Here is a 20,012-nt window from a genome sequence, read left to right as displayed (position 1 = left end):
TCATGCTCAAACAATCAGACTCTAGATTTTGCTTGTATCGACCGCGGTGCGCCACGAGCGCACATAATCCACCCAGGCTGGGTCGGCTGGCGGCTCGGTTCTTTCGCTCTTGCCCTGGGCGGTTGGCCGATCCGAAGCCAGCAGGGCCGCGCCGATGCTGGTGCCGGTCGAGGCCTCCGATGCGATCACGGAACGTGTGGTGGCTGCGGTGAGCATCCGTGTGAAAAGTCGATTGCGAGCGAAAGGCCCCTCCACGATGACCGGGCCATCAGCCCCGATCAGATCGAGGCAAACAGCGGTCATGAGTGCGAGATAGAATGAGATGGCGACGAAGCGCTGACCATTGGTCATGCCCTCGGCATTGAGCCATCCGGCGGCATGATGAGGGAACGGTCCCGAGCCTTGCTGGGTCGAGGGCAGCAGGAGCGTCCCGCGGGCGAGCACGTGGGCGACATCGTCTTCGGTCCAGTCTTCCGAACGGCCTTCCGTCAGCACCGAAAATTCGCGGCCACCCATGAAACGCGCGGAAGGGACGGGGGCACCGAGTGCATTGACGTTGACGAGCGTGTCGCGCTCGGGGTCAAGTGTGACCGACTTGCCGCCGACGGCCATCGACACCACCCAGGTGCCGGTCGAGACGACCGAGAAGGGCGGTGCATCGGAGAGAAGATGCGGTAGCAGAGAGGCGTTGGAATCGTGCAGGCCACAGAAGACAGGCGTCTGCGGATCGAGCCCGGTTCGCGCGGCCAGTGCAGGCAGGATCGGCCCGAGGCGATCCTTGGCTGGCCGTACCGGTGCCATCAGTCCGCGCCAATCCAGGCGGTCGACCAATGATGAAAAATCCGCGTTCCACGGGTTCCACAGATCGGTGTGGCAGCCAAGCGAGGTCACTTCGTTGGCGGCGGTGCCGCTTAGGCGCAGCGCCCAATATTGCGGGTACATCAGCATCGTGGCGGCCTTGCCGAACGCCGCCGGAAAGCGCTTCTGCTGCCAGAAGAATTGCGCGCCGAGATTGAGACCCATGGGCAGGCGCGGCGTGCCGGTCTCGGCGAAGGGCGGCTGGATCGCATCATAGTCCGCCGCGAGCCTGTCGGGACCATCGAACTCATAGTCGAGCACCGGAAGCACCAGTTCGCCCGAGGCGTCGACCAGCGCGCCCGTCGCGCCGTGCGTGGTGATCGAGATGGCGTCGATGCGCTGTTCGCGGTTGAGCGTTGCGAGGCTGTTGAGGATGAACGTCCACAGCGACTCGACATCGTGATGCGGGTAAGGCGCCTGCCGCAACGGCGCATTCTTCGTGCGGCGCAGCGCGACCTCGCTCAACGTCTCCAGGTCGACCAGCGCCACCTTGGCGTTGGTCTTGCCGATGTCGATGACGGCGATGTGGCGGATCGCGCTCATTCCATATGGAACACGGTTTCCAGCGGAACGGCCACCGGCTCATTGTCGGGCTTTGTTTCCATGATGTCGGCCATGTGGGCCCACCAGCGTTGCATCACCGGATGCTTCGGCAGATCGCCCATGCCATGGTCGTCGCGCCGCCACAGCACGCCGAACAGGATGTTGGTCTCCTCGTCCAGATGGATCGAGTAGTCGGAAACGCCGGCCTGTTTCAGGAGCGCGACCAGCGATGGCCATATCTCGTCATGGCGCTTCGTGTACTCGGCCTTCATGCCGGGCTTGAGCTTCATCTTGAACGCGTATTTCTGCGGCATCAGCGTGCTCCGCGCAGCCGCCGCCAGACGATCGGCAGCGCGATGACGATGATCAGGAGCAGACCGATGAAGATCGACATGACGATGCCGGGCACGTTGAGCAAGCCAAGCCCGAAGGTCACCAGCCCCATGATGAAGGCGGCAAGCACGACGCCAAGAATGCTGCCGGCGCCGCCGAGGATACTGACGCCGCCGAGCACCACCATGGTGATGACTTCCAGTTCATAGCCCTGCGCGATCGAAGGTCGCGTCGAGCCGAGCCGCGAGGTGATCAGCACCGAGGCGATTCCCGACATCAGCCCGGTCAGGCAGAACAGGATGAACTTGGTGCGGCCGACGCGCACGCCGGAAAACTGCGCCGCGACAGGATTGTTGCCGATGGCGAAGACACGGCGGCCGAAGCTCGTGCGGTGTAGAAGGAACCAGTAGACGACGGCCGCGATGAGGAAGAGCACCAGTTCGAACGACACCACCCACCAGACGTAACCCTGGCCGAAGAAGGCGAAGCTTTCCGGATAGCCCTTGTAGGCCTGGTCTCCGAGGATGATGAAGGCGATGCCGCGAAACAGGCTCATCGTGCCGATCGTGACGACGATGGACGGCAATCCCAGCCTCGTGACCAGCAGCCCGTTGAAGGCACCGCAGCCGAGCCCGACGACGATGCCGATCAGCACCAGCGTTGGCGAGTCGGCGCCGGCCTGCACCGCCATGCCCATCATGGTCGATGCCAGCGCGATGATGGCGGCCACCGACAGGTCAATCTCACCGGATATGATCAGCATCGCCATGGCGAAGGCGATCAGACCCTTCTCTGTGAAATTGAAGGTGAGATCGGATAGCGAATAGGGATCGAGGAAATAGGGCGAGGCGAAGCTGTTGATGACGAAGATGGCGACGGCCACCACGACCAGCAGTGCTTCCCAGGAAAAGATCGCCGAACGCAGTGGCTTGTCGAGCCGGTCGGGAATGTGGCGCGGGGCAGGGACGTCGGTCATGCCACCTCCACTTTTCTGAGGATGATGCGGCCTTGCTGGCGTTCGCCGCGCGCGTTGAGCACGACGGCCAGAATGATGGCGCTGCCCGAAATCGCCATCTGCCAGAAGGGCGAGATGTTGATGACCGGCAGCGCGTTGGAGATGATGCCGAGGAACAGCGCGCCGAGCACCGCGCCGCCGACCGAGCCGATACCACCGGCGATCGAGATGCCGCCGATGACGCAGGCGGCGATAATGTTGAGCTCATAGCCGTTGGCGACCTCGACCGAGGCGATCACGTAGCGCGAGATCCAGAGATAGCCCGAGAGGCCGCCGATCATGCCGGAAATGCAGAAGACGATGAATTTCGTCCGGCCGACATCGATGCCGGCATAAACCGACGCCGTCGGGTTGACGCCGATGGCGTAGATGGAGCGGCCGAGCGCGGTGCGCGTCATCAAGATGAAGAACAGCACTATGACCAGGATGGCGATCCAGGACAGCACCGGAATGCCAAGCAATGCCGCGCGCTGAAAGCCGATGAAGTCCGGGCTCATCTTGTCGGCATTGACCCAGGCACCGCCGGACAGGACGAAAGTGGCGCCGCGATAGATGGTCAGCGTGCCCAATGTCACCACGATGGAGGGAATGTTCAGCCGCCATACCAGCAGCCCGTTGATGGCACCGAGCACCAGCCCGACCAGCAGTGCAATGACGATCAGCAGCGGGATCGGGATCGCCGGATGCGCGGCATTCAACATCGCCACCACCATGCCGGTGAAGCACAGGTTGGACGCCATCGACAGGTCGATCGACCGGGTCAGGATGACCACCATCTGGCCAAGCGCCAGGATCATCAGGATCGAGGTGTCGTTGAACACCTGGCGCAGGTTGCCGGGGTCGGCAAAGGCGGGAAAACGTGTCGAGATCAGTCCGATCAAAACGACGATCGCCGCAGCCAGCCAGATTTCGCGGTACTTCAGAAGAGCCTTCATGCCGCGATTCCCGCTGCGGTCCTGACCAGTGTTTCGGCGTCCAGGCCATTGTTGTCGTAGACAGCGGCGACTAGCCCCTCGCGCATGACGACGACACGGTCGGACATGCCGAGAATCTCGGGCAATTCCGACGACACCATGATCACCGACAGGCCTTGCGCCACCAACTCGGCCATGAAGCCGTGCACGGCCGCCTTGGAGCCGATGTCGATGCCCTTGGTCGGCTCGTCGAGGATGATCACCTTGGGCGCCGTCGCCAGCCATTTGGCGATGACAATCTTCTGCTGGTTGCCGCCCGACAGCGTGCCGACATCCTGGCTGAGCGAGGAGGCCCGCAGGTCAAGCCGCCCGGTATAGGAGCGGGCGAGCGCGAACTCTTCCGACAGCCGCAGCAAGCCGGATTTGGACGTGCGCTTGAGTGAAGGCAGCGAGACATTCTGGAAGATAGGCAGGCCAATCACCACGCCTTGCTTGCCGCGTTCCTCAGGAACATAGACGATGCCGGCATCGATCGAATCCGCCGCCGATTTCGGCGCGATCGTCTTGCCTTCCAGCGTGATCGTGCCGCCCGAGGTGCGGGTGATGCCCGATATCGCCTGCATCACCTCGCTGCGCCCGGCGCCGACAAGGCCGTAGAAGCCGAGGATCTCGCCCTTGTGCAGTTCAAAGCCAATGTCGTTGAACTCGGTCGGGTGCGACAGGCCGCTAACGGAGAGCACCGGCGCGCCGATCTCGGCTTTGCGCTGCGGAAAGATATGGTCGACGGAGCGGCCGACCATCATGCGCACGATCTGGCTCTGGCCGGCATCCTTGATCAGGCCTTCGCCGACCATCTCGCCATCGCGGAACACCGTGTAGCGGTCGGCGATGCGGTAGATCTCGTCGAACTTGTGGCTGATGAACAGGATCGCCTTGCCTTCCTCCTTGAGGAACTCGATGAGCAGGAAAAGCTCCTCGATCTCCTTCATCGAAAGCGCGGCGGTCGGCTCGTCCATGATGACGATCTGGGCGTCGATCGACATCGCCCGCGCCACGGCGACGAGATGCTTGTTGGCGATGCCGAGGTCCTTCAGCCGGGCGTCGGCGTCGATATGGCCGGCATGCATGGTGTCGAGCACTTCGCGCGCGTTTTTGCGCATGGTGCGCCAGTCGATGGTGCCGAAGCGCGAGCGCGGCGCATGGCCGAGAAAGATGTTTTCCGCGACCGTCAGGTCGTCGAACAGCACGGTTTCCTGATGGATCGCGGTGACGCCGTGGCCGAAGGCGGCGTGCGCGCTGGGCAGCGTGACGGCCTGGCCGTCGATGCTGATCGTGCCCGCGTCGGGTTGATAGATCCCCGTCATGATCTTGACCAGCGTCGACTTGCCGGCGCCGTTTTCGCCGATCAGCGCGGTCACCTGGCCCGGATGGAGCGACAGGCTGACATTGTGCAGCGCGCGCACGCCGGGAAAGCTCTTTGAGATACCGGACAGCGTCAGGCGTGGGGCTGAGGCTGGAGGCCCCTCCTTTGCCGTGCTGTGTTGGGCTGTCGTGTCCATATCCGTATCAAGCCCTGAAACAAGGTCCGTTTGAAGTCGCGGCGGAGCGTGAGCCCCGCCGCGTCAGCTTGAGGGCGCCAGGATCAATAGATCTTGGAGAACTTTTCGATGTTGGACTTGTCGAACTGGAAGGGCGGAGCCATCGCAGCCGAGTTGGTATCGTCGAGCGTCACCTTGCCGACGCGGCCAATCGACAGCGTTGCGCCGGGCTTGGCCACTTCCTTCTTCACCGCCAGATCATGGGCGAGGTAGACGGCCGAGTAGCCAAGGTCGATCGGGTTCCACAGGGCGACAGCCTGGCTGGCGCCGTTGTCGATGAACTTCTTGAACTCGGATGGCAGCGCCAGGCCCGTGACATTGACCTTACCGATCAGGTTCGCGTCGGTGACAACCTGGGCCGCGGCAACGACGCCGACGGTGGTCGGTGCGATGATCGCCTTGAGGTTCGGATAGGACTTCAAGAGGCCCTTGGCTTCGTCGGTGCTCTTGGCCGAGTCGTCATCGCCATAGACGGTGGCGACGAGTTTGATCTTGGGGAACTTCTCCGGCAGGATTTTCTTGGCCGCGTCGATCCAGGCGTTCTGGTTGGTCGCGGTCGAGGATGCCGACAGGATGGCGACGTCGCCGCCTTCCGGCAGGTAGTCGGCGGCGAGCTTGATGATGGTCTCGCCGATCAGGCCGGTGTCGGACGGGTTGAGGTGAAGCTGACGGCCCGCCTGGGCAACGCCCGAATCCCATGAGATGACGGTGATGCCGCGCTCCATGGCCTTCTTCAGCACCGGCACCAGCGCGTCGGCGTCATTGGCCGAAATGGCGATGGCGTTGACCTTCTGGGCGATCAGCGAATTGACCACTTCGATCTGCGCTTCGGCGGTCGCCTTGGTCGGGCCGGTGTAGATGATATCGACATCGCCGAGTTCCTTGGCCGCCTCTTCGGCGCCCTTGTTGGCGGCGTCGAAGAAGCCGTTGCCGAGCGATTTCACCACCAGCGCGATCTTGACGTTCTCGGCATAGGCGGCATTCACGAACATGGCGGCGGAAAATGCCGCCGTAACCATCAATTTCTTCAGAAAACTCATCGTATATCCTCCCTTGAGCGTTGCATTCCATCGCCGCTGCGGGCGTGAGGTGTCTCAGGCCTGCAGTGAAGATTCTTCCTTGTTGCTTGCCGGTTTGCGGGCGACGATTAGCGTCACACCCGCTGTTTCGAGCATTTTGGCTTCGCGATCCTCGATGCCGTCATCGGTGATGACCGTGGCGATGCGCGACAGCCCGCACAGGATCAGGCTGGAGCGCTTGCGGAACTTCGACGAGTCGATCAGCACCACCAGTTCGTCGGCCTGGTCGATCAGCTTCTGCTCGGCCTGTATCAGCAGCGGGTCGGCTTCCATCAGGCCGAGTGGTCCCAGCCCCTGGGCGCCCATGAACATGCGGCGCGCATAGAAATTGCGCGTCACGTCATTGTCGAAGGGCGACAGGATGATGTTCTGCTCGCGGTAGATGGTGCCGCCCGACAGCATGACCGTGTTCTTGGAATGCTTGAGCAGATGCTCGGCGATCGGGAAGGAGTTGGTGAAGATCGGCATGCGGTGGCCGGTGAGGAAATGCACCATCTGGAAGGTGGTGGTGCCGCCATTGATGATGATCGGCTCGCCATCCTTGCAAAGCTCCACGGCTTCGCGGGCGATCGCCCGCTTCTGCGAGGCGTTGATCGTTTCGTTGACGGAGAAGGGCCGGCCGGCAAGGCCGATGAATTGCGGTGGCGAGATCGCCTCGGCGCCGCCACGCACGCGGCGCAGGCGCTTCTGCACATGCATGGCGGCGATGTCACGCCGGATCGTGGCCTCGGAAGAGTCCGTCAGGTCGACCAGTTCCTGCACCGTCACCACAGGCTTTTCCTGGACTGCGGACAGAATGATCCTATGGCGCTCTTTCTCGTGCATGGTTCCTCCCTTGCCGAACCATCTAGGCATCCAAATCGCGCAGTGTCAATCATTTCCGATCATATAATTTCATTGTGCGCTGCAATATGATCGATATTGATCGTTTGTGATTGACAAGTTCGGCGCTTCCGTGGAAATTCGGGCAAAAGGGACGGCGCCGTTTGCGTGTTCCATGGGAGGATATCCAAATGCTCGACAAGCGCTCCGGTACGCGCCTCGCCAATTTGTGGGATGAGGCAAAGGCATCGGCGATGAGCGAACCGGAACGCCTCGTCTATCGTTCCAATGTTCTGGGCTCCGACAAGCGCGTCACCAACTATGGCGGCGGCAACACCTCATCCAAGATATGGCAGAAGGATCCGCTTACCGGCGAGAACGTCGAAGTCCTATGGGTCAAGGGCTCGGGCGGCGACAGCGCCTCGATCAAGCTCGACGGTTTTGCCACGCTCTACATGGGCAAGCTGCGCGCGCTCAAAGGCATCTATCGCGGTGTCGAGCACGAGGATGAGATGGTCGGCTTCCTGCCGCATTGCACCTTCAACCTCAATCCGCGCGCGGCCTCGATTGACACACCACTGCACGCTTACGTGCCGAAGCCTTTTGTTGACCACATGCATCCCGACGCCATCATCGCCATCGCGGCGGCGAAGGATTCGAAGGCGCTCACACAGCAGATTTTCGGCGACACCATCGGCTGGCTGCCGTGGAAGCGGCCGGGCTTCGAGCTTGGCCTGTGGCTGGAGAAATTCTGCCTCGAACATCCCGTCGCCAAAGGCGTCATCCTCGAAAGCCATGGCCTGTTCACCTGGGGCGAGACGCCCAGGGAATGCTACGAGACGACAATCTCCGTGATCAACCAGGCGATCGAGTGGTTCGAGCGCAGGTCCGAGGGCAAGCCGATCTTCGGCGGCGAGGTGGTCAAGTCGCTCGATGCGGCCAGCCGTCGTGCGATCGCCGCGAAGCTGATGCCGAGGATACGCGGCCTGATCTCGGAGAAGAGCCACAAGCTCGGCCACTTCGATGATTCCGCTGCCGTGCTCGAATTCGTCAATTCCAGGGATATGCGTCCGCTGGCGGCACTCGGCACTTCGTGCCCCGACCATTTTCTGCGCACCAAGATACGGCCGCTGGTCATCGAATTCGATCCGGCCAAACCGGACGTTGATACGGTCATCGGGCGCCTTGCCGACGATGTTGCCGCCTATCGTGTTGGTTACCAGGCCTACTACGATAGCTGCAAGCACCCGGACTCGCCCGCCATCCGCGATCCCAATGCCGTTGTTTATCTGATGCCCGGCGTCGGCATGTTCACCTTTGCCGGCGACAAGGCGACGGCGCGCATTTCCGGCGAATTCTATGTCAACGCCATCAATGTCATGCGCGGCGCCTCGACCGTCTCCTCCTATGTCGGCCTGCCCGCACAGGAGGCCTTCAATATCGAATACTGGCTGCTCGAGGATTTGAAGCTGCAGCGCATGCCGAAGCCGAAGTCGCTGGCCGGGCAGATCGCTTTGGTCACCGGTGGCGCCGGTGGCATTGGCCGTGCGACCGCCAATCGCCTGCTGCGCGAAGGCGCCTGCGTCGTGCTAGCCGATATCGACGAGGCGGCACTTGCCAGCGCCAACGACGAATTGGCGAAAGCTTACGGCAAGGATTTCGTCCGGCAGGTGGCGATCAATGTCACCTCCGAGGATCAGGTCATCTCGGGCTTTGCCGAGACGTCGGTCGAGTTCGGCGGCATCGACATTCTCGTGTCCAACGCTGGCCTCGCCTCCTCGGCGCCGATCGAGGAGACGACACTGGCGCTGTGGAACAAGAACATGGACATCCTCTCGACCGGCTATTTTCTGGTCTCAAGGGAAGCATTCCGGCTGTTCCGCGCGCAGAAGATCGGCGGCAACGTCGTCTTCGTCGCCTCCAAGAACGGCCTTGCCGCATCGCCCAATGCCGCCGCCTATTGCACCGCCAAGGCGGCCGAGATTCATCTTGCCCGCTGCCTGGCGCTGGAAGGCGCGGAGGCTCAAATCCGGGTTAATGTCGTCAATCCCGATGCCGTCCTGCGCGGCTCGAAGATATGGACCGGCGAATGGAAGGAACAGCGCGCCGCAGCCTACAAGATGTCCACGGACGACCTGGAGGAGCATTATCGCTCGCGCTCGATGCTGAAGCGTTCGGTGTTTCCGGAAGATATCGCCGAAGCGATCTATTTCTTTGCTTCCGACATGTCGGCCAAATCAACCGGCAACATCATCAATGTCGACGCCGGCAACGCTCAGAGTTTTACGCGCTAGCGATCGTCTTTGAGGGTCGCGCTGCCCCTCATCCGCCTGCCGGCACCTTCTCCCCGTATAGGGACGGGGAGAGGTAGGGGTGAGGGGCAGCGTCGACCAAACGCATTTTGGGAGGAACAGCTGTGTCCGAAGCCATCATCTCCGCCGACCTCGTCGACAAGGACAATGTCGCGCGCAAGGCCGACCTTGAGCGCGACTATCAATCGCTCGGCGAACGCCTCGACCGCCGCGGCATCGCCATCGACGCGATCCGCGACAAGGTCGAGAAATTCGCGGTGGCGATCCCGTCCTGGGGCGTCGGCACCGGTGGCACCCGCTTTGCCCGCTTTCCAGGCGCTGGCGAGCCGCGCGATATCTTTGACAAGATCGAGGATTGTGCGGTCATCCAGCAACTGACACAGGCGACGCCGACGGTCTCCCTGCACATTCCGTGGGACAGGGCCGACCCAAACCGGCTGAAGCAGGCCGCCTCGCGTTTCGGCCTTGGCTTCGACGCCATGAACTCCAACACCTTCTCGGATGCCAGGGACCAGAAGCTTTCCTACAAATTCGGTTCGCTGTCGCATGCCGATGCCGGCACCCGCCGGCAAGCGGTCGAGCACAATCTCGAATGCATCGAGATCGGCAAGACGCTGGGCTCCAAAGCTCTGACGGTTTGGATCGGCGACGGCTCGAACTTTCCCGGCCAGGTCAATTTCGCCAAGGCGTTCGAGCGCTATCTCGACGCCATGAAGGAGGTCTATGCCGGGCTGCCGGCGGACTGGAAGCTGTTCACCGAACACAAGATGTACGAGCCGGCCTTCTATTCAACCGTCGTGCAGGACTGGGGCACCAATTACATGATCGCCAGGGAGTTGGGCGACAGGGCGTTCTGCCTCGTCGACCTTGGCCACCATGCGCCCAACGTCAACATCGAGATGATCGTGTCGAGGCTGATCCAGTTCAAGAAGCTCGGCGGCTTCCACTTCAACGATTCGAAATATGGCGATGACGATCTCGATGCCGGCTCGATCGATCCCTACCGCCTGTTCCTGGTCTTCAATGAGTTGGTGGATGCGGAACTGTCCGGCACCGAAGGCTTCGATCCCGCCCACATGCTCGACCAGAGCCACAATGTCACCGACCCCATCGAAAGCCTGATGCTGTCAGCGGTCGAGGTGCAGCGCGCCTATGCACAGGCGCTGCTGGTCGACCGCAAGGCGCTGGAAGGATTCCAGGATGCCAATGACGCGCTGATGGCGACGCAGACACTGAAGGCCGCCTACCGCACCGATGTCGAGCCGATCCTGGCCATGGCGCGGCTGAAGACCGGTGGAGCCATTGATCCCGTCGCTGCCTATCGGGCTGCTGGCTACCGCGCCAAGGTCGCGGCGGAACGCCCGGCGGTCGCGGGTGGCTCGGGCGGGATTGTCTGAAGCTGAGCCGCCCCCTCCTCCGGCCGCTTCGCGGCCACCTTCTCCCCGAGGGGAGAAGAGGTAGGTGGTGCCAGCGCTGGTGATCTCCTCTCCCCTCGGGGAGAGGTCGGATTGCCCCGAATTGCCCTTCGCAACTCGGATGGCAACCCGGGTGAGGGCGCTCTTTCCCACGCTCGTTCGATTGTTAGTGGACTCGATCACTCCGACACGGTCTTCTAGGCGTCCCCCGCCCGGAGAACCGCCATGCCTCTCAGCCGACGGACATTGATCGCTGCCAGTCTTTCGATAACTTTCGCTCTCGCGCCATTGACGAGCGTCTTCGCCGCGTCGCCCGCGCCAGCCAAGGGCGAGCACGGCATGGTGGTGACAGCCCAGCATCTGGCCTCGGAAGTCGGCGTCGAGATCCTGAAAAAGGGTGGCAACGCCGTCGATGCGGCGGTCGCGGTCGGCTATGCACTGGCTGTGGTCTACCCCAATGCCGGCAACATCGGCGGTGGCGGCTTCATGACCATCCGCTTCAAGGATGGCAAGTCGACCTTCATCGACTTTCGCGAACGGGCGCCGCTGGCGGCGACCAAGACGATGTATCTCGACAAGGACGGCAACCCGGTGAAGGGCGCCAGCCTGGACGGCTATCTTGCGGTCGGCGTGCCCGGTTCTGTCGCCGGTTTCGAGATGGCGCGCGAAAAATATGGCACATTGTCCAGGCAAGATCTGATGGCGCCGGCGATCGGCTATGCCAAGGATGGGTTCATCCTCAATCAGGGCGACGCCGCTTCTTTTGCCGGCGGCGCCGACAGGCTGGCGAAGGATCCCGCGGCTGCCGCCATCTTCCTGAAACCCGATGGCAAGCCCTATGACATCGGCGAGCGGCTGGTCCAGCCCGACCTTGCCGCATCGCTCTCGGCAATTTCCGAAAAAGGCCCTGATGCCTTCTACAAAGGCGCCATTGCGGACGCCATCGTCAAGGCGAGCGGCGCGAAGGGAGGCATCCTGGCCAAGGCCGACTTCGAGCAATATGCGGTACGCGAGCTCAGGCCGATAACCTGCACCTATCGCGGCTACGAGATCACATCCTCGCCGCCGCCGAGTTCCGGCGGCGTCATAATCTGCGAAATCCTCAACGTGCTGGAAGGCTATCCGCTGTCCTATCTCGGCGCCGGTTCGGCCGAGACGGTCCATGTCATGGTGGAAGCAATGCGCCATGCCTATGTCGACCGCAACTCGGCGCTCGGCGATCCCGATTTCGTCGACAATCCGGTGACCAAACTGCTGGACAAGGCCTATGCCAAGGATATCCGCGACAAGATCGACCCATTCCGGGCCGGCGTGTCGCAGGACCTGATGCCGAAGGGCTTTGGCGAGAGCAAGGAGACGACGCATTATTCGATCATCGACAATGACGGCAACGCGGTCGCCGTCACCTACACGCTGAACGGCTCCTTCGGCGCCGGCGTCGTCGCCGATGGCACCGGCATCCTGCTCAACAACGAGATGGACGATTTCACCCAGAAGCCCGGCGTGCCCAATCTCTATGGTCTGGTCCAGGGCGAGGCTAACGCCATCCAGCCGAAGAAGACGCCGCTGTCATCGATGAGCCCGACCATCGTGGCCAGGGACGGCAAGCCGTTCATGGTCATCGGCAGTCCGGGCGGCTCGCGCATCATCACCATTACGCTCGAAGCCATCGTCAACGTCATCGACCACGGCATGAACATCCAGGAGGCGATCGACGCGCCGCGCATCCACCACCAATGGCTGCCCGACACGGTCTATGTCGAGCCGTTCGGCCTGTCGCCGGACACCGAAAGACTGCTGGCCGGGATGGGCTACCACCTCCACCTCGGTGACCAGGCCTGGGGCCAGGCGGCGGGTATCCTGGTTGGCGGCAAGAGCCTGGCGGAAATCGAGAAGGGTGGCGGCGCCCGCTACAATGGCGCCATCGATAGCCGCGCCGCATCCGGCGAGGCCCTTGGGTATTAAATGAAATCCCCTTTCGCTCGCGGTCAGGCGATCAGCGTGATGGTCGATGCAATCAGCATCAACGCGGCGATGCCGACGAATATCGCGTAGATGCGCGGCCGATCGAGCAGAAGCGCGTTTCCGGATATCCAGGCCGAGGTGGCGCCGCCAAGCGCGTAGAGGAAACCATTGCGATGTCCGAGCGTCAGCGAGGCGGCCATCAATCCGCCGATGATCAGCGCGCCGAACACGATGATCACGGCGACGGCGTACTTCTCGAAGTCGTTCCCTCCGATGCTCGGGCCCATCGCGTTCAAGGTTGACAGGTCATTCGGGTCGAACGGATTCGTCGACCCATATTCATCTTGACCCACAGGCTCTCGCATCATTCATTCTCCGTAAAGCGGCAACAAACCACCAAGCCTCGCCGAGCGCAACCGCGTCACGTCTTGCTGATCGCACTCGGTAAGGTCTTCAACACTTTCTGGCGGCGACCTGCCACCGTTTTTTCGCCTCAGACCCAACCAGGCGTCGCACAATCCAGGCGACTCTCAGTCGAGCCCTTTGAATATGGGATGTGTTCGTGGAGGAAAGATGATGTCTTGAAAATCCGCTCTTTGATTTCGGCTGAACGCTTGCAATCAGGTCGCTAGACCCCAGATGGCCATGCGACCTTTATGTCATATGGTGCTTGCCCATGGCAGCGCTTCCTGAAGCGGCTTTCGATACCTATTTGACTGACAACATGCAGCGGAAACAGGTGGCAAGAGTTGGCGCAACGATCGGGAAGTGCTGATCTTCCACTGCATGGCGGCCGCGTGCCGAAATGGCTGGGCGATCGCATGACGCGCCTTGGCGCCGTGATGTGCGAAGCGATCATTCATCACTATGGCCGCGATGAACTGCTGCGCCGGCTGGCAAATCCCTTCTGGTTCCAATCCTTCGGTGCCGTCATGGGGATGGACTGGCACTCGTCGGGCATCACCACCAGTGTCGTCGGCGCCCTGAAGCGCGGCCTGTCGCCGCTTTCCGGCGAACTCGGCATTCATGTCTGCGGCGGTCGCGGCGCCCACTCGCGCAAGACGCCGCACGAACTGACGCTGATCGGCGAGCGCGTCGGGCTGGACGGAGCGGGCCTCGCCAATGCCAGCCGCCTCGTCGCCAAGGTGGACAGCGCCGCCGTCCAGGACGGCTTCGATCTCTACCTGCATGGTTTCATCGTCACCGATGACGGCAACTGGGTGGTGGTGCAGCAAGGCATGAACGGCGACAGCAAGGTGGCGCGCCGCTACCACTGGCAGTCCGAGGGCCTGAAGAGCTTTGTCGATCAACCCCATGCCGCCATCGAGGGCGCCAATCAGGGCGAAATCGTCAACCTGACCGACCACCGTGCCGATGCCTCGCGCCAAGGGCAACTGGACCTGCTGCGGGATCTCGGTCCGGACCGCATCGTCAGGGAGTTGGCGACGTTGGAGCGGGGCGCGCCACCTCCACCGGAACAGCCGCTTCTGCCCTATCTGGTCATGCCGGCGCATCATGATATCCGCGAGAGCGATGTCGTCATGCGTCGCCTTCACGGAAACATCGCGGCGGCCGCCGACCGAGGCCCTGAGGATTTCGCAGAGCTGCTGCTGGTGCCCGGCGTCGGCGCTCGCACGGTGCGCGCCCTGGCTTTGGTGGCGGAAGTCCTGCATGGCGCGCCGTGCCGTTTTTCCGACCCTGGCCGCTTCTCGCTGGCCCATGGCGGCAAGGACCGCCACCCGTTCCCGGTGCCGCTGAAAGTCTATGATGAGACGATTGGTGTGCTGAAGTCCGCCGTCCAGAAAGCCAGGCTCGGACGCGTGGAAGAGATCGCGGCACTGCGGCGTCTCGATGATCAGTCGCGTCAGGTCGAACGCTATGCCACCGGTCCCTGCCTGAAGGAAATCATCGCCGGAGAGCTCGATCAATCGCATCTGCTCGGCGGCAGAAGCGTGTTCGGATGGGAGCCGGCGCCTGAGACGCCGCCCGTAATACCGAACAAGCCTTGACCGCACTGCTTCCGGAACTCACTCGGCACACCAATGGAGGTGCCAGGCGGTTCCTCGCCTTCATCGAGGATGGCGCGTGGCGGCGCGGTTCAACAGGCGATGTTTTTGCCTGTCGCCAAGATGGGTGGCCCTGCTGTTGCCATGAAATTGTAGGCATCCATGCGAGCGAGGCATGCCGCGATTCCTATCTCACGGGAGCCGGCTGCAACTCGTACAGATTGGCGCCGTTCTCCTGGCCCCGCTCGACATAGCCGATGATTCGAAACCATCTTGCGACATCCGGTCCCCGGAGCCAGCTGCGCGAGTGAACGGGGAGGTTGCCGGCAAGCGCCTGGACGTGGCGAATGTGGCGCCTGCAGAAGCGAACGGTCGTGGCGCGGAAGAAATCCTCCTGTGCGGCGAACAGCGTATCGGCGGCGTCGCTATTCTCATGCCAGGCAATGATCGCCACCGTCTTGTCGCCCTCGACAAGCGCGTGTGCGCGGCCTTCCTTCAAGTTCATCATCAGATTGTCGTAGGCGATCTTGCTGTCCTTGCCGGCCGCGACATACTCATCGGACATTCGCTTAGACAGACCATGAAAGACATCCTCCAGATCCCCAAGCGTTGCTGCGCGTGCTCTCATTTCTCCTCCTGCGGCCCCTGCAGGCAGTTTGCCCTAAGGTTGGGGGATCACCAAGCAAATCAAATCCGCCGACAGTCCGATAAGAGCAAAGTCGTTTCGCGCAGTGACGTGGCGAGGCCTCCGCCAAGTTGGCGGGCAATCGCCCAAGGCTGTGATTCAATCGAGAAATGATGCTGAGGCGGAAAGATGGTGCCCAGAGGCGGATTCGAACCACCGACACGCGGATTTTCAATCCGCTGCTCTACCAACTGAGCTATCTGGGCCTGCTCCGGCTAAGCAAATTCGTTCGCCGGATTTCATGGAAGCGCCGTGGGCGTCCCTTGAAAGCGTGCGGGTTATAGCACGGGAATCTTGCCTGTCCAGCGCCTAAGCGTTGATTTCCGACAGGAAAAGAAAGCCGGTCTTTCCAGTCCGCGAACCTTTCGCGATCGTGGGGGCAACACCACCACGTTCAGCGTCATTTGGGCTCGTCGGGGTCCGTTTCTTCCTCGTCGTCGCGGGCTTTTATGACATAGGCGCCCTTGAGCCAGCGGTTGAGATCGACGTCCTTGCAGCGCGTCGAGCAGAACGGATAGGTTTCGCGCGCCGATTGCTTGCCGCATTCAGGGCAGGGGCGCCGGGGACGGAGCGGCGTAACGTTGTCGTCCGAACTCATGACCGCGCGGTGGTCCAGCCGGTGTGCACCTTGAAACCCTCGCCGGCCAGTAGCGCCACGGTCTCGTAGAGCGGCAGCCCGACGACATTGGTGTAGGAGCCGACAAGCTTGACGACGAAGGAGCCCGCGAGGCCCTGGACGGCATAGCCGCCGGCCTTGCCGCGCCATTCGCCCGAGGCCACATAGGCGTCCATCTCCTCGCGCGGCAGCCGCTTGAACCGCACGCGCGTCTCGACCAGCCGCAGGCGCACCTTGCCGCCAGGCGTGATCAGGCAGACGCCCGAATAGACCCGGTGCGAACGGCCAGAAAGCAGTCCAAGGCAATTGGCGGCATCGTCGATCGTTTCGGCCTTGGGCAGGATGCGCCGCCCGACGGCAACCACCGTATCGGCGGCCAGCACGAAGCCGGGCGCATAATCGGCTTCCGTCTTGAGCGAGGCCAGTGCCTTCTCGGCCTTTTCCTGCGACAGCCGCTTGGCCAGCGAGCGCGGATGCTCGGCACGCAACGGCGTTTCGTCGACATCGGCGGGCAGCACGCGGTCCGGCTCGAGGCCAGCCTGCTGCAGCAGCTCGATCCGGCGCGGCGAACCCGAGGCAAGCACGAGCTTCTGCAAAATGCTCATCGCGGTTCCAGCCGGACTCTTGGGGTGTGCTTACTTGAAGCGATAGGTGATGCGGCCCTTGGTCAGGTCATAGGGCGTCATTTCGACCAGGACCTTGTCGCCGGTCAGCACGCGGATGCGGTTCTTGCGCATGCGGCCGGCCGTATGGGCGATGATTTCGTGTTCGTTTTCGAGTTTTACCCTGAACATCGCGTTGGGCAACAATTCCGTCACGACACCCGGAAACTCGAGGACTTCTTCCTTCGGCATTCGATACCTTTGCTTGGATGGGAGTTCCAGCGCTTAGAGCATGATGCCGAAAAGTGTGCAGCGGTTTTCGGTCGACATCATGCTCTACTTCTTGGTTTAGAGGCGGATTCAGATTTCAGGTCGAACAGACCTGAAATCATCCGACTCTAGCTGGAATTTCGGCGGAACCTATATGATAATCGTCCGCTTGTGAACAAGCTTAATCCGTCGCGTTTTTTGCTTCTGGAAGCAAAAAACGTCGGCTTATCCGCGCCCTCAGCCGCTCGCGCACATCGCGGTAGGCAGCCATGATCTGCTCGCGCGTGCCGCCGACGTCCGTCGGATCCGGCGTTGGCCAGTATTCTACCTCGACTGCGATCGAGCGGGTCAGTTCCAGCGCGGCATGGTGCGCCTCCGGCGCCAGGGTGACGATCAGGTCGAAATAGTCGTCCTCGAGATCGTCCAGGGTTCGCGGCTGGCGCTCGCCAAGCGACAGGCCGTCCTCGGCAAGCACGGCATCGACGAACGGATCGCGCTCGCCGCCGCGCACACCGGCCGAGGCGACAAAAGTAACGGCAGGCAGCATCTTGCGCGCCAGCTGCTCCGCCATCGGCGAACGCACGGCGTTCATGCCGCACAGGAACAGGATCGAGCGGGGCAGAGGGGCTGGCAGTTCAGCCTCGCCAGTGCAGCACGCAGACCAGCGTGAAAAGCCGCCGCGCAGTATCGAAGTCGATGTCGATCTTGCCGGCAAGCCGGTCCATCAATGTCTGGGAGCCCTCATTATGCAGGCCGCGCCGACCCATGTCGATCGCCTCGATATGGCTGGGTGTCGAGGAGCGAATGGCGTCGTAATAGCTCTCGCAGATCATGTAGTAGTCCTTGACGATCCGCCGCAGCGGCGTCAGCGACAGGATGTGGGTGACCACGGCAGTGCCGTCCTCGCGCGCCACGGCGAAGACCAGGCGGGATTCGGCCAGCGACAGTTTCAGCCGGTAGGGCCCGGCGCCGCTGTCATTGACCGGCTGGAAGCGGTTTTCCTCGATCAGGTCGAAAATCGCCACCGCGCGCTCATGCTCGACATCGGGCGTCGAACGGCCAATCGATTCGTCGAGCTCGACATCGATCAGTTTCGCGCGGGTTTGATCGGAGCCCGTCATGGTGGTCTACATGTTCAGCCGTATGGAGACGGAGCGTCCATGCGCGTCGAGGCCCTCGGCCGTGGCAAGCGCGATTGCCGCCGGCGCCAGCGCCCGCAACTGCTCCGGTCCGAGCTTCAGGATCGAGGTGCGCTTGACGAAATCGAGCACGGAAAGCCCCGACGAGAAGCGCGCCGAACGCGCGGTCGGCAGCACGTGGTTGGAGCCGCCGACATAGTCGCCGATGGCTTCCGGCGTATGGCGGCCGAGAAAGACGGCGCCCGCGTTACGCATCCGCGACAGGAAGCCCTCGGCGTCCTCGATGGCAAGCTCCACATGCTCGGCCGCGATGCGGTCGACCAGCGGCAGGGAGGCCTCGATTGTCGGGACCAGAATCACCGCGCCGAAATCGCGCCAGCTCGCAGCCGCCGTCTCGGCGCGCGGCAGGCTCCGCAACTGGCGCTCGACCGCCTGCTCGACCGCTTTGCCGAAGGCGGGGTCGTCGGTGATCAGGATAGATTGCGCCGACACGTCGTGCTCGGCCTGGGCAAGCAGGTCGGCGGCGATCCAGTCCGGATTGTTGCTGCCATCGGCCACGACCAGCACTTCGGACGGCCCGGCGATCATGTCGATGCCGACAGTGCCGAACACCCGGCGCTTGGCGGCCGCGACATAGGCGTTGCCGGGACCGACGATCTTGGCCACGGGCTTTATTGTCTCGGTTCCATAGGCAAGAGCAGCGATCGCCTGGGCGCCGCCGACGCGGTGGATTTCCGACACGCCGGCGATATCGGCGGCCACCAGCACCAGCGGATTGATAATGCCGCCGGGCGCCGGCACGACCATGACCATGCGTTCGACGCCGGCGACCCGCGCCGGCACGGCGTTCATCAGCACCGAACTCGGATAGCTCGCCGTGCCGCCGGGCACATACAGTCCAACCGCTTCGATCGCCGTCCAGCGCGAGCCGAGCTCGACCCCGGCGGCGTCGGTGTAGCGGTCGTCCTTTGGCCGCTGCCGCTCATGATGAGAGCGGATACGGTCGCGGGCGAATTTGAGTGCTTCGATCGTGGACGAATCGGCGGTTTCGTAAGCGGCGGCAATGTCCTCCTTCGACACGGCGATGCCGAGGCTGGCCAGGTCGGCCCGGTCGAATCTCCGCGTATAGTCAATCAGGGCCGCGTCGCCCTCGGCACGTACACGTGCGATGATATCGCGCACGGCGGTGTCGACATCTTCGGACACTTCCCGCTTGGTTAGCAGGAACGCGGCGAAGCGCTGCTCGAAATCGGCGTCTGATTGGCGAAGGGTGATAGCCATCTGAAGTCGCTCAAGCCTTGTGCGCGGGGCGCGATGTGGCTTCCCAGGCGCCGCCGATGTCGGCAAGGCGCGCCTCGATGCACTCGACATCGAGCATGATGGTGCCGCCTCCCGAAAATATCAGCTCGACAATGCCGGCGGGCTTGCTGATCTCGACGAAGCTGATCGCCAGCAGCGACAAGACCTCGGCTGGCTTTTCACGGGCAATGCCGTTGGTCTTGGCGCCGAGCACACGGTCGAAATGCAGCACGGCCTGCCGCCGCTCATTGTGCTGGCGGAACAGACCTGATTTCGCCTCCCAGACGAAACGGTTCATGGTCAGCACGAAGCGCTTGGCCGAAGGCAGGAATTCGAGGTCGGCGATCTTCATCACGGCGTCCTGGACATGGGCCGAGACGATGCTCAGGTCCTGATCGTCGAGCGCGACAAGCTTGAGGGCATTCATGCGGTTTTCGCACCTGAAAGTTGACTGTTCAGCCTTCTGTTAGAGCATGATCCCGAAAAGTGGAAACCGGTTTTCGGAAAAGATCATGCTCAAGCACGAATCTGGAGCCTTCAT

The 20,012-nt window shown here is 62.4% G+C and carries 20 protein-coding genes and 1 tRNA gene; 4 read left to right on the top strand and 17 right to left on the bottom strand.

Annotation, left to right across the window (positions count from 1 at the left end; genetic code table 11):
- Positions 1–21: 21 nt before the first annotated feature.
- The 7 genes from LGH82_RS13765 to LGH82_RS13735 all read right to left on the bottom strand — a co-directional run bounded on the left by LGH82_RS13765 (position 22) and on the right by LGH82_RS13735 (position 7,165).
- The gene (locus LGH82_RS13765) at positions 22–1,401 is read right to left on the bottom strand and encodes an FGGY-family carbohydrate kinase (protein ID WP_227348981.1); all 1,380 of its coding nucleotides are present in this window, start codon (positions 1,399–1,401) and stop codon (positions 22–24) included.
- Positions 1,398–1,715, bottom strand: a complete 318-nt coding sequence (gene rhaM / locus LGH82_RS13760) for an L-rhamnose mutarotase (protein WP_227348980.1) — start codon at positions 1,713–1,715, stop codon at positions 1,398–1,400. Before rhaM ends, LGH82_RS13765 begins: the two co-directional genes overlap by 4 nt.
- Positions 1,715–2,710 (bottom strand): ABC transporter permease, encoded by a 996-nt coding sequence (locus tag LGH82_RS13755; protein WP_227348979.1) that lies wholly within the window; start codon positions 2,708–2,710, stop codon positions 1,715–1,717. The genes rhaM and LGH82_RS13755 overlap by 1 nt, the downstream gene beginning before the upstream one ends.
- Positions 2,707–3,684, bottom strand: a complete 978-nt coding sequence (locus LGH82_RS13750; protein WP_227348978.1) for an ABC transporter permease — start codon at positions 3,682–3,684, stop codon at positions 2,707–2,709. The genes LGH82_RS13755 and LGH82_RS13750 overlap by 4 nt, the downstream gene beginning before the upstream one ends.
- Positions 3,681–5,222: a sugar ABC transporter ATP-binding protein gene (locus LGH82_RS13745; RefSeq protein ID WP_227348977.1), complete on the bottom strand. Its 1,542-nt coding sequence runs from the start codon at positions 5,220–5,222 to the stop codon at positions 3,681–3,683. Before LGH82_RS13745 ends, LGH82_RS13750 begins: the two co-directional genes overlap by 4 nt.
- An 83-nt stretch (positions 5,223–5,305) precedes the next feature.
- A complete protein-coding gene (gene rhaS / locus LGH82_RS13740) occupies positions 5,306–6,301 on the bottom strand; it encodes a rhamnose ABC transporter substrate-binding protein (RefSeq protein WP_227348976.1) in 996 nt (331 codons plus the stop codon).
- Positions 6,302–6,355: 54 nt separating this feature from the next.
- The gene (locus LGH82_RS13735; RefSeq protein ID WP_227348975.1) at positions 6,356–7,165 is read right to left on the bottom strand and encodes a DeoR/GlpR family DNA-binding transcription regulator; all 810 of its coding nucleotides are present in this window, start codon (positions 7,163–7,165) and stop codon (positions 6,356–6,358) included.
- 188 nt (positions 7,166–7,353) lie between these two features.
- On the opposite strand from LGH82_RS13735, the gene LGH82_RS13730 reads away from it, so the two are divergent.
- The 3 genes from LGH82_RS13730 to ggt all read left to right on the top strand — a co-directional run bounded on the left by LGH82_RS13730 (position 7,354) and on the right by ggt (position 12,854).
- Positions 7,354–9,456: a bifunctional rhamnulose-1-phosphate aldolase/short-chain dehydrogenase gene (locus LGH82_RS13730; RefSeq protein ID WP_227348974.1), complete on the top strand. Its 2,103-nt coding sequence runs from the start codon at positions 7,354–7,356 to the stop codon at positions 9,454–9,456.
- Between the two features lie 122 nt (positions 9,457–9,578).
- A complete protein-coding gene (gene rhaI / locus LGH82_RS13725; RefSeq protein WP_227348973.1) occupies positions 9,579–10,871 on the top strand; it encodes an L-rhamnose catabolism isomerase in 1,293 nt (430 codons plus the stop codon).
- A 243-nt stretch (positions 10,872–11,114) separates the two neighbouring features.
- Positions 11,115–12,854: a gamma-glutamyltransferase gene (ggt, locus tag LGH82_RS13720; RefSeq protein ID WP_227348972.1), complete on the top strand. Its 1,740-nt coding sequence runs from the start codon at positions 11,115–11,117 to the stop codon at positions 12,852–12,854.
- 23 nt (positions 12,855–12,877) lie between these two features.
- Here ggt and LGH82_RS13715 read toward each other — a convergent pair whose 3' ends face one another.
- Entirely contained in the window at positions 12,878–13,141 is a 264-nt protein-coding gene (locus tag LGH82_RS13715) for a hypothetical protein (RefSeq protein WP_227349577.1), read from the bottom strand.
- A gap of 462 nt (positions 13,142–13,603) precedes the next feature.
- Between LGH82_RS13715 and LGH82_RS13710 the strand changes: the two genes are divergently transcribed.
- The gene (locus LGH82_RS13710) at positions 13,604–14,863 is read left to right on the top strand and encodes a DUF763 domain-containing protein (RefSeq protein WP_227348970.1); all 1,260 of its coding nucleotides are present in this window, start codon (positions 13,604–13,606) and stop codon (positions 14,861–14,863) included.
- 184 nt (positions 14,864–15,047) lie between these two features.
- Here the strand turns inward: LGH82_RS13710 and LGH82_RS13705 are convergent, their stop codons facing one another.
- The 9 genes from LGH82_RS13705 to LGH82_RS13665 all read right to left on the bottom strand — a co-directional run bounded on the left by LGH82_RS13705 (position 15,048) and on the right by LGH82_RS13665 (position 19,898).
- Positions 15,048–15,488 carry a hypothetical protein gene (locus tag LGH82_RS13705; protein ID WP_227348969.1) on the bottom strand — a complete coding sequence of 147 codons (441 nt, stop codon included), beginning with the start codon at positions 15,486–15,488 and terminating at the stop codon, positions 15,048–15,050.
- A gap of 187 nt (positions 15,489–15,675) precedes the next feature.
- Positions 15,676–15,751 (bottom strand) — tRNA-Phe (locus LGH82_RS13700).
- A gap of 194 nt (positions 15,752–15,945) precedes the next feature.
- The gene (gene yacG, locus LGH82_RS13695; RefSeq protein ID WP_227348968.1) at positions 15,946–16,143 is read right to left on the bottom strand and encodes a DNA gyrase inhibitor YacG; all 198 of its coding nucleotides are present in this window, start codon (positions 16,141–16,143) and stop codon (positions 15,946–15,948) included.
- Entirely contained in the window at positions 16,140–16,766 is a 627-nt protein-coding gene (locus tag LGH82_RS13690) for a Maf-like protein (RefSeq protein ID WP_227348967.1), read from the bottom strand. The genes yacG and LGH82_RS13690 overlap by 4 nt, the downstream gene beginning before the upstream one ends.
- Positions 16,767–16,796: 30 nt before the next feature.
- On the bottom strand, positions 16,797–17,015 hold the full coding sequence (gene infA / locus LGH82_RS13685; RefSeq protein WP_006200926.1) for a translation initiation factor IF-1: 219 nt from the start codon (positions 17,013–17,015) through the stop codon (positions 16,797–16,799).
- A 199-nt stretch (positions 17,016–17,214) separates the two neighbouring features.
- Positions 17,215–17,634, bottom strand: coding sequence for a low molecular weight phosphatase family protein (locus LGH82_RS13680; RefSeq protein WP_227349576.1), 420 nt, complete (start codon positions 17,632–17,634; stop codon positions 17,215–17,217).
- Positions 17,635–17,668: 34 nt separating this feature from the next.
- The gene (locus tag LGH82_RS13675; RefSeq protein WP_227348966.1) at positions 17,669–18,154 is read right to left on the bottom strand and encodes a UPF0262 family protein; all 486 of its coding nucleotides are present in this window, start codon (positions 18,152–18,154) and stop codon (positions 17,669–17,671) included.
- Positions 18,155–18,160: 6 nt separating this feature from the next.
- Complete coding sequence (gene hisD, locus LGH82_RS13670; RefSeq protein ID WP_227348965.1) at positions 18,161–19,453, bottom strand: histidinol dehydrogenase; 1,293 nt, start codon at positions 19,451–19,453, stop codon at positions 18,161–18,163.
- Positions 19,454–19,463: 10 nt separating this feature from the next.
- Complete coding sequence (locus LGH82_RS13665; protein ID WP_227348964.1) at positions 19,464–19,898, bottom strand: DUF2948 family protein; 435 nt, start codon at positions 19,896–19,898, stop codon at positions 19,464–19,466.
- Positions 19,899–20,012 lie beyond the last annotated feature (114 nt).

The sequence above is a fragment of the Mesorhizobium sp. PAMC28654 genome (genome assembly GCF_020616515.1).
Classification (GTDB): Bacteria; Pseudomonadota; Alphaproteobacteria; order Rhizobiales; family Rhizobiaceae; genus Mesorhizobium.
Note: the sequence above shows the minus strand (reverse complement) of the source record. Positions and strands in the feature narration are given on the sequence as shown.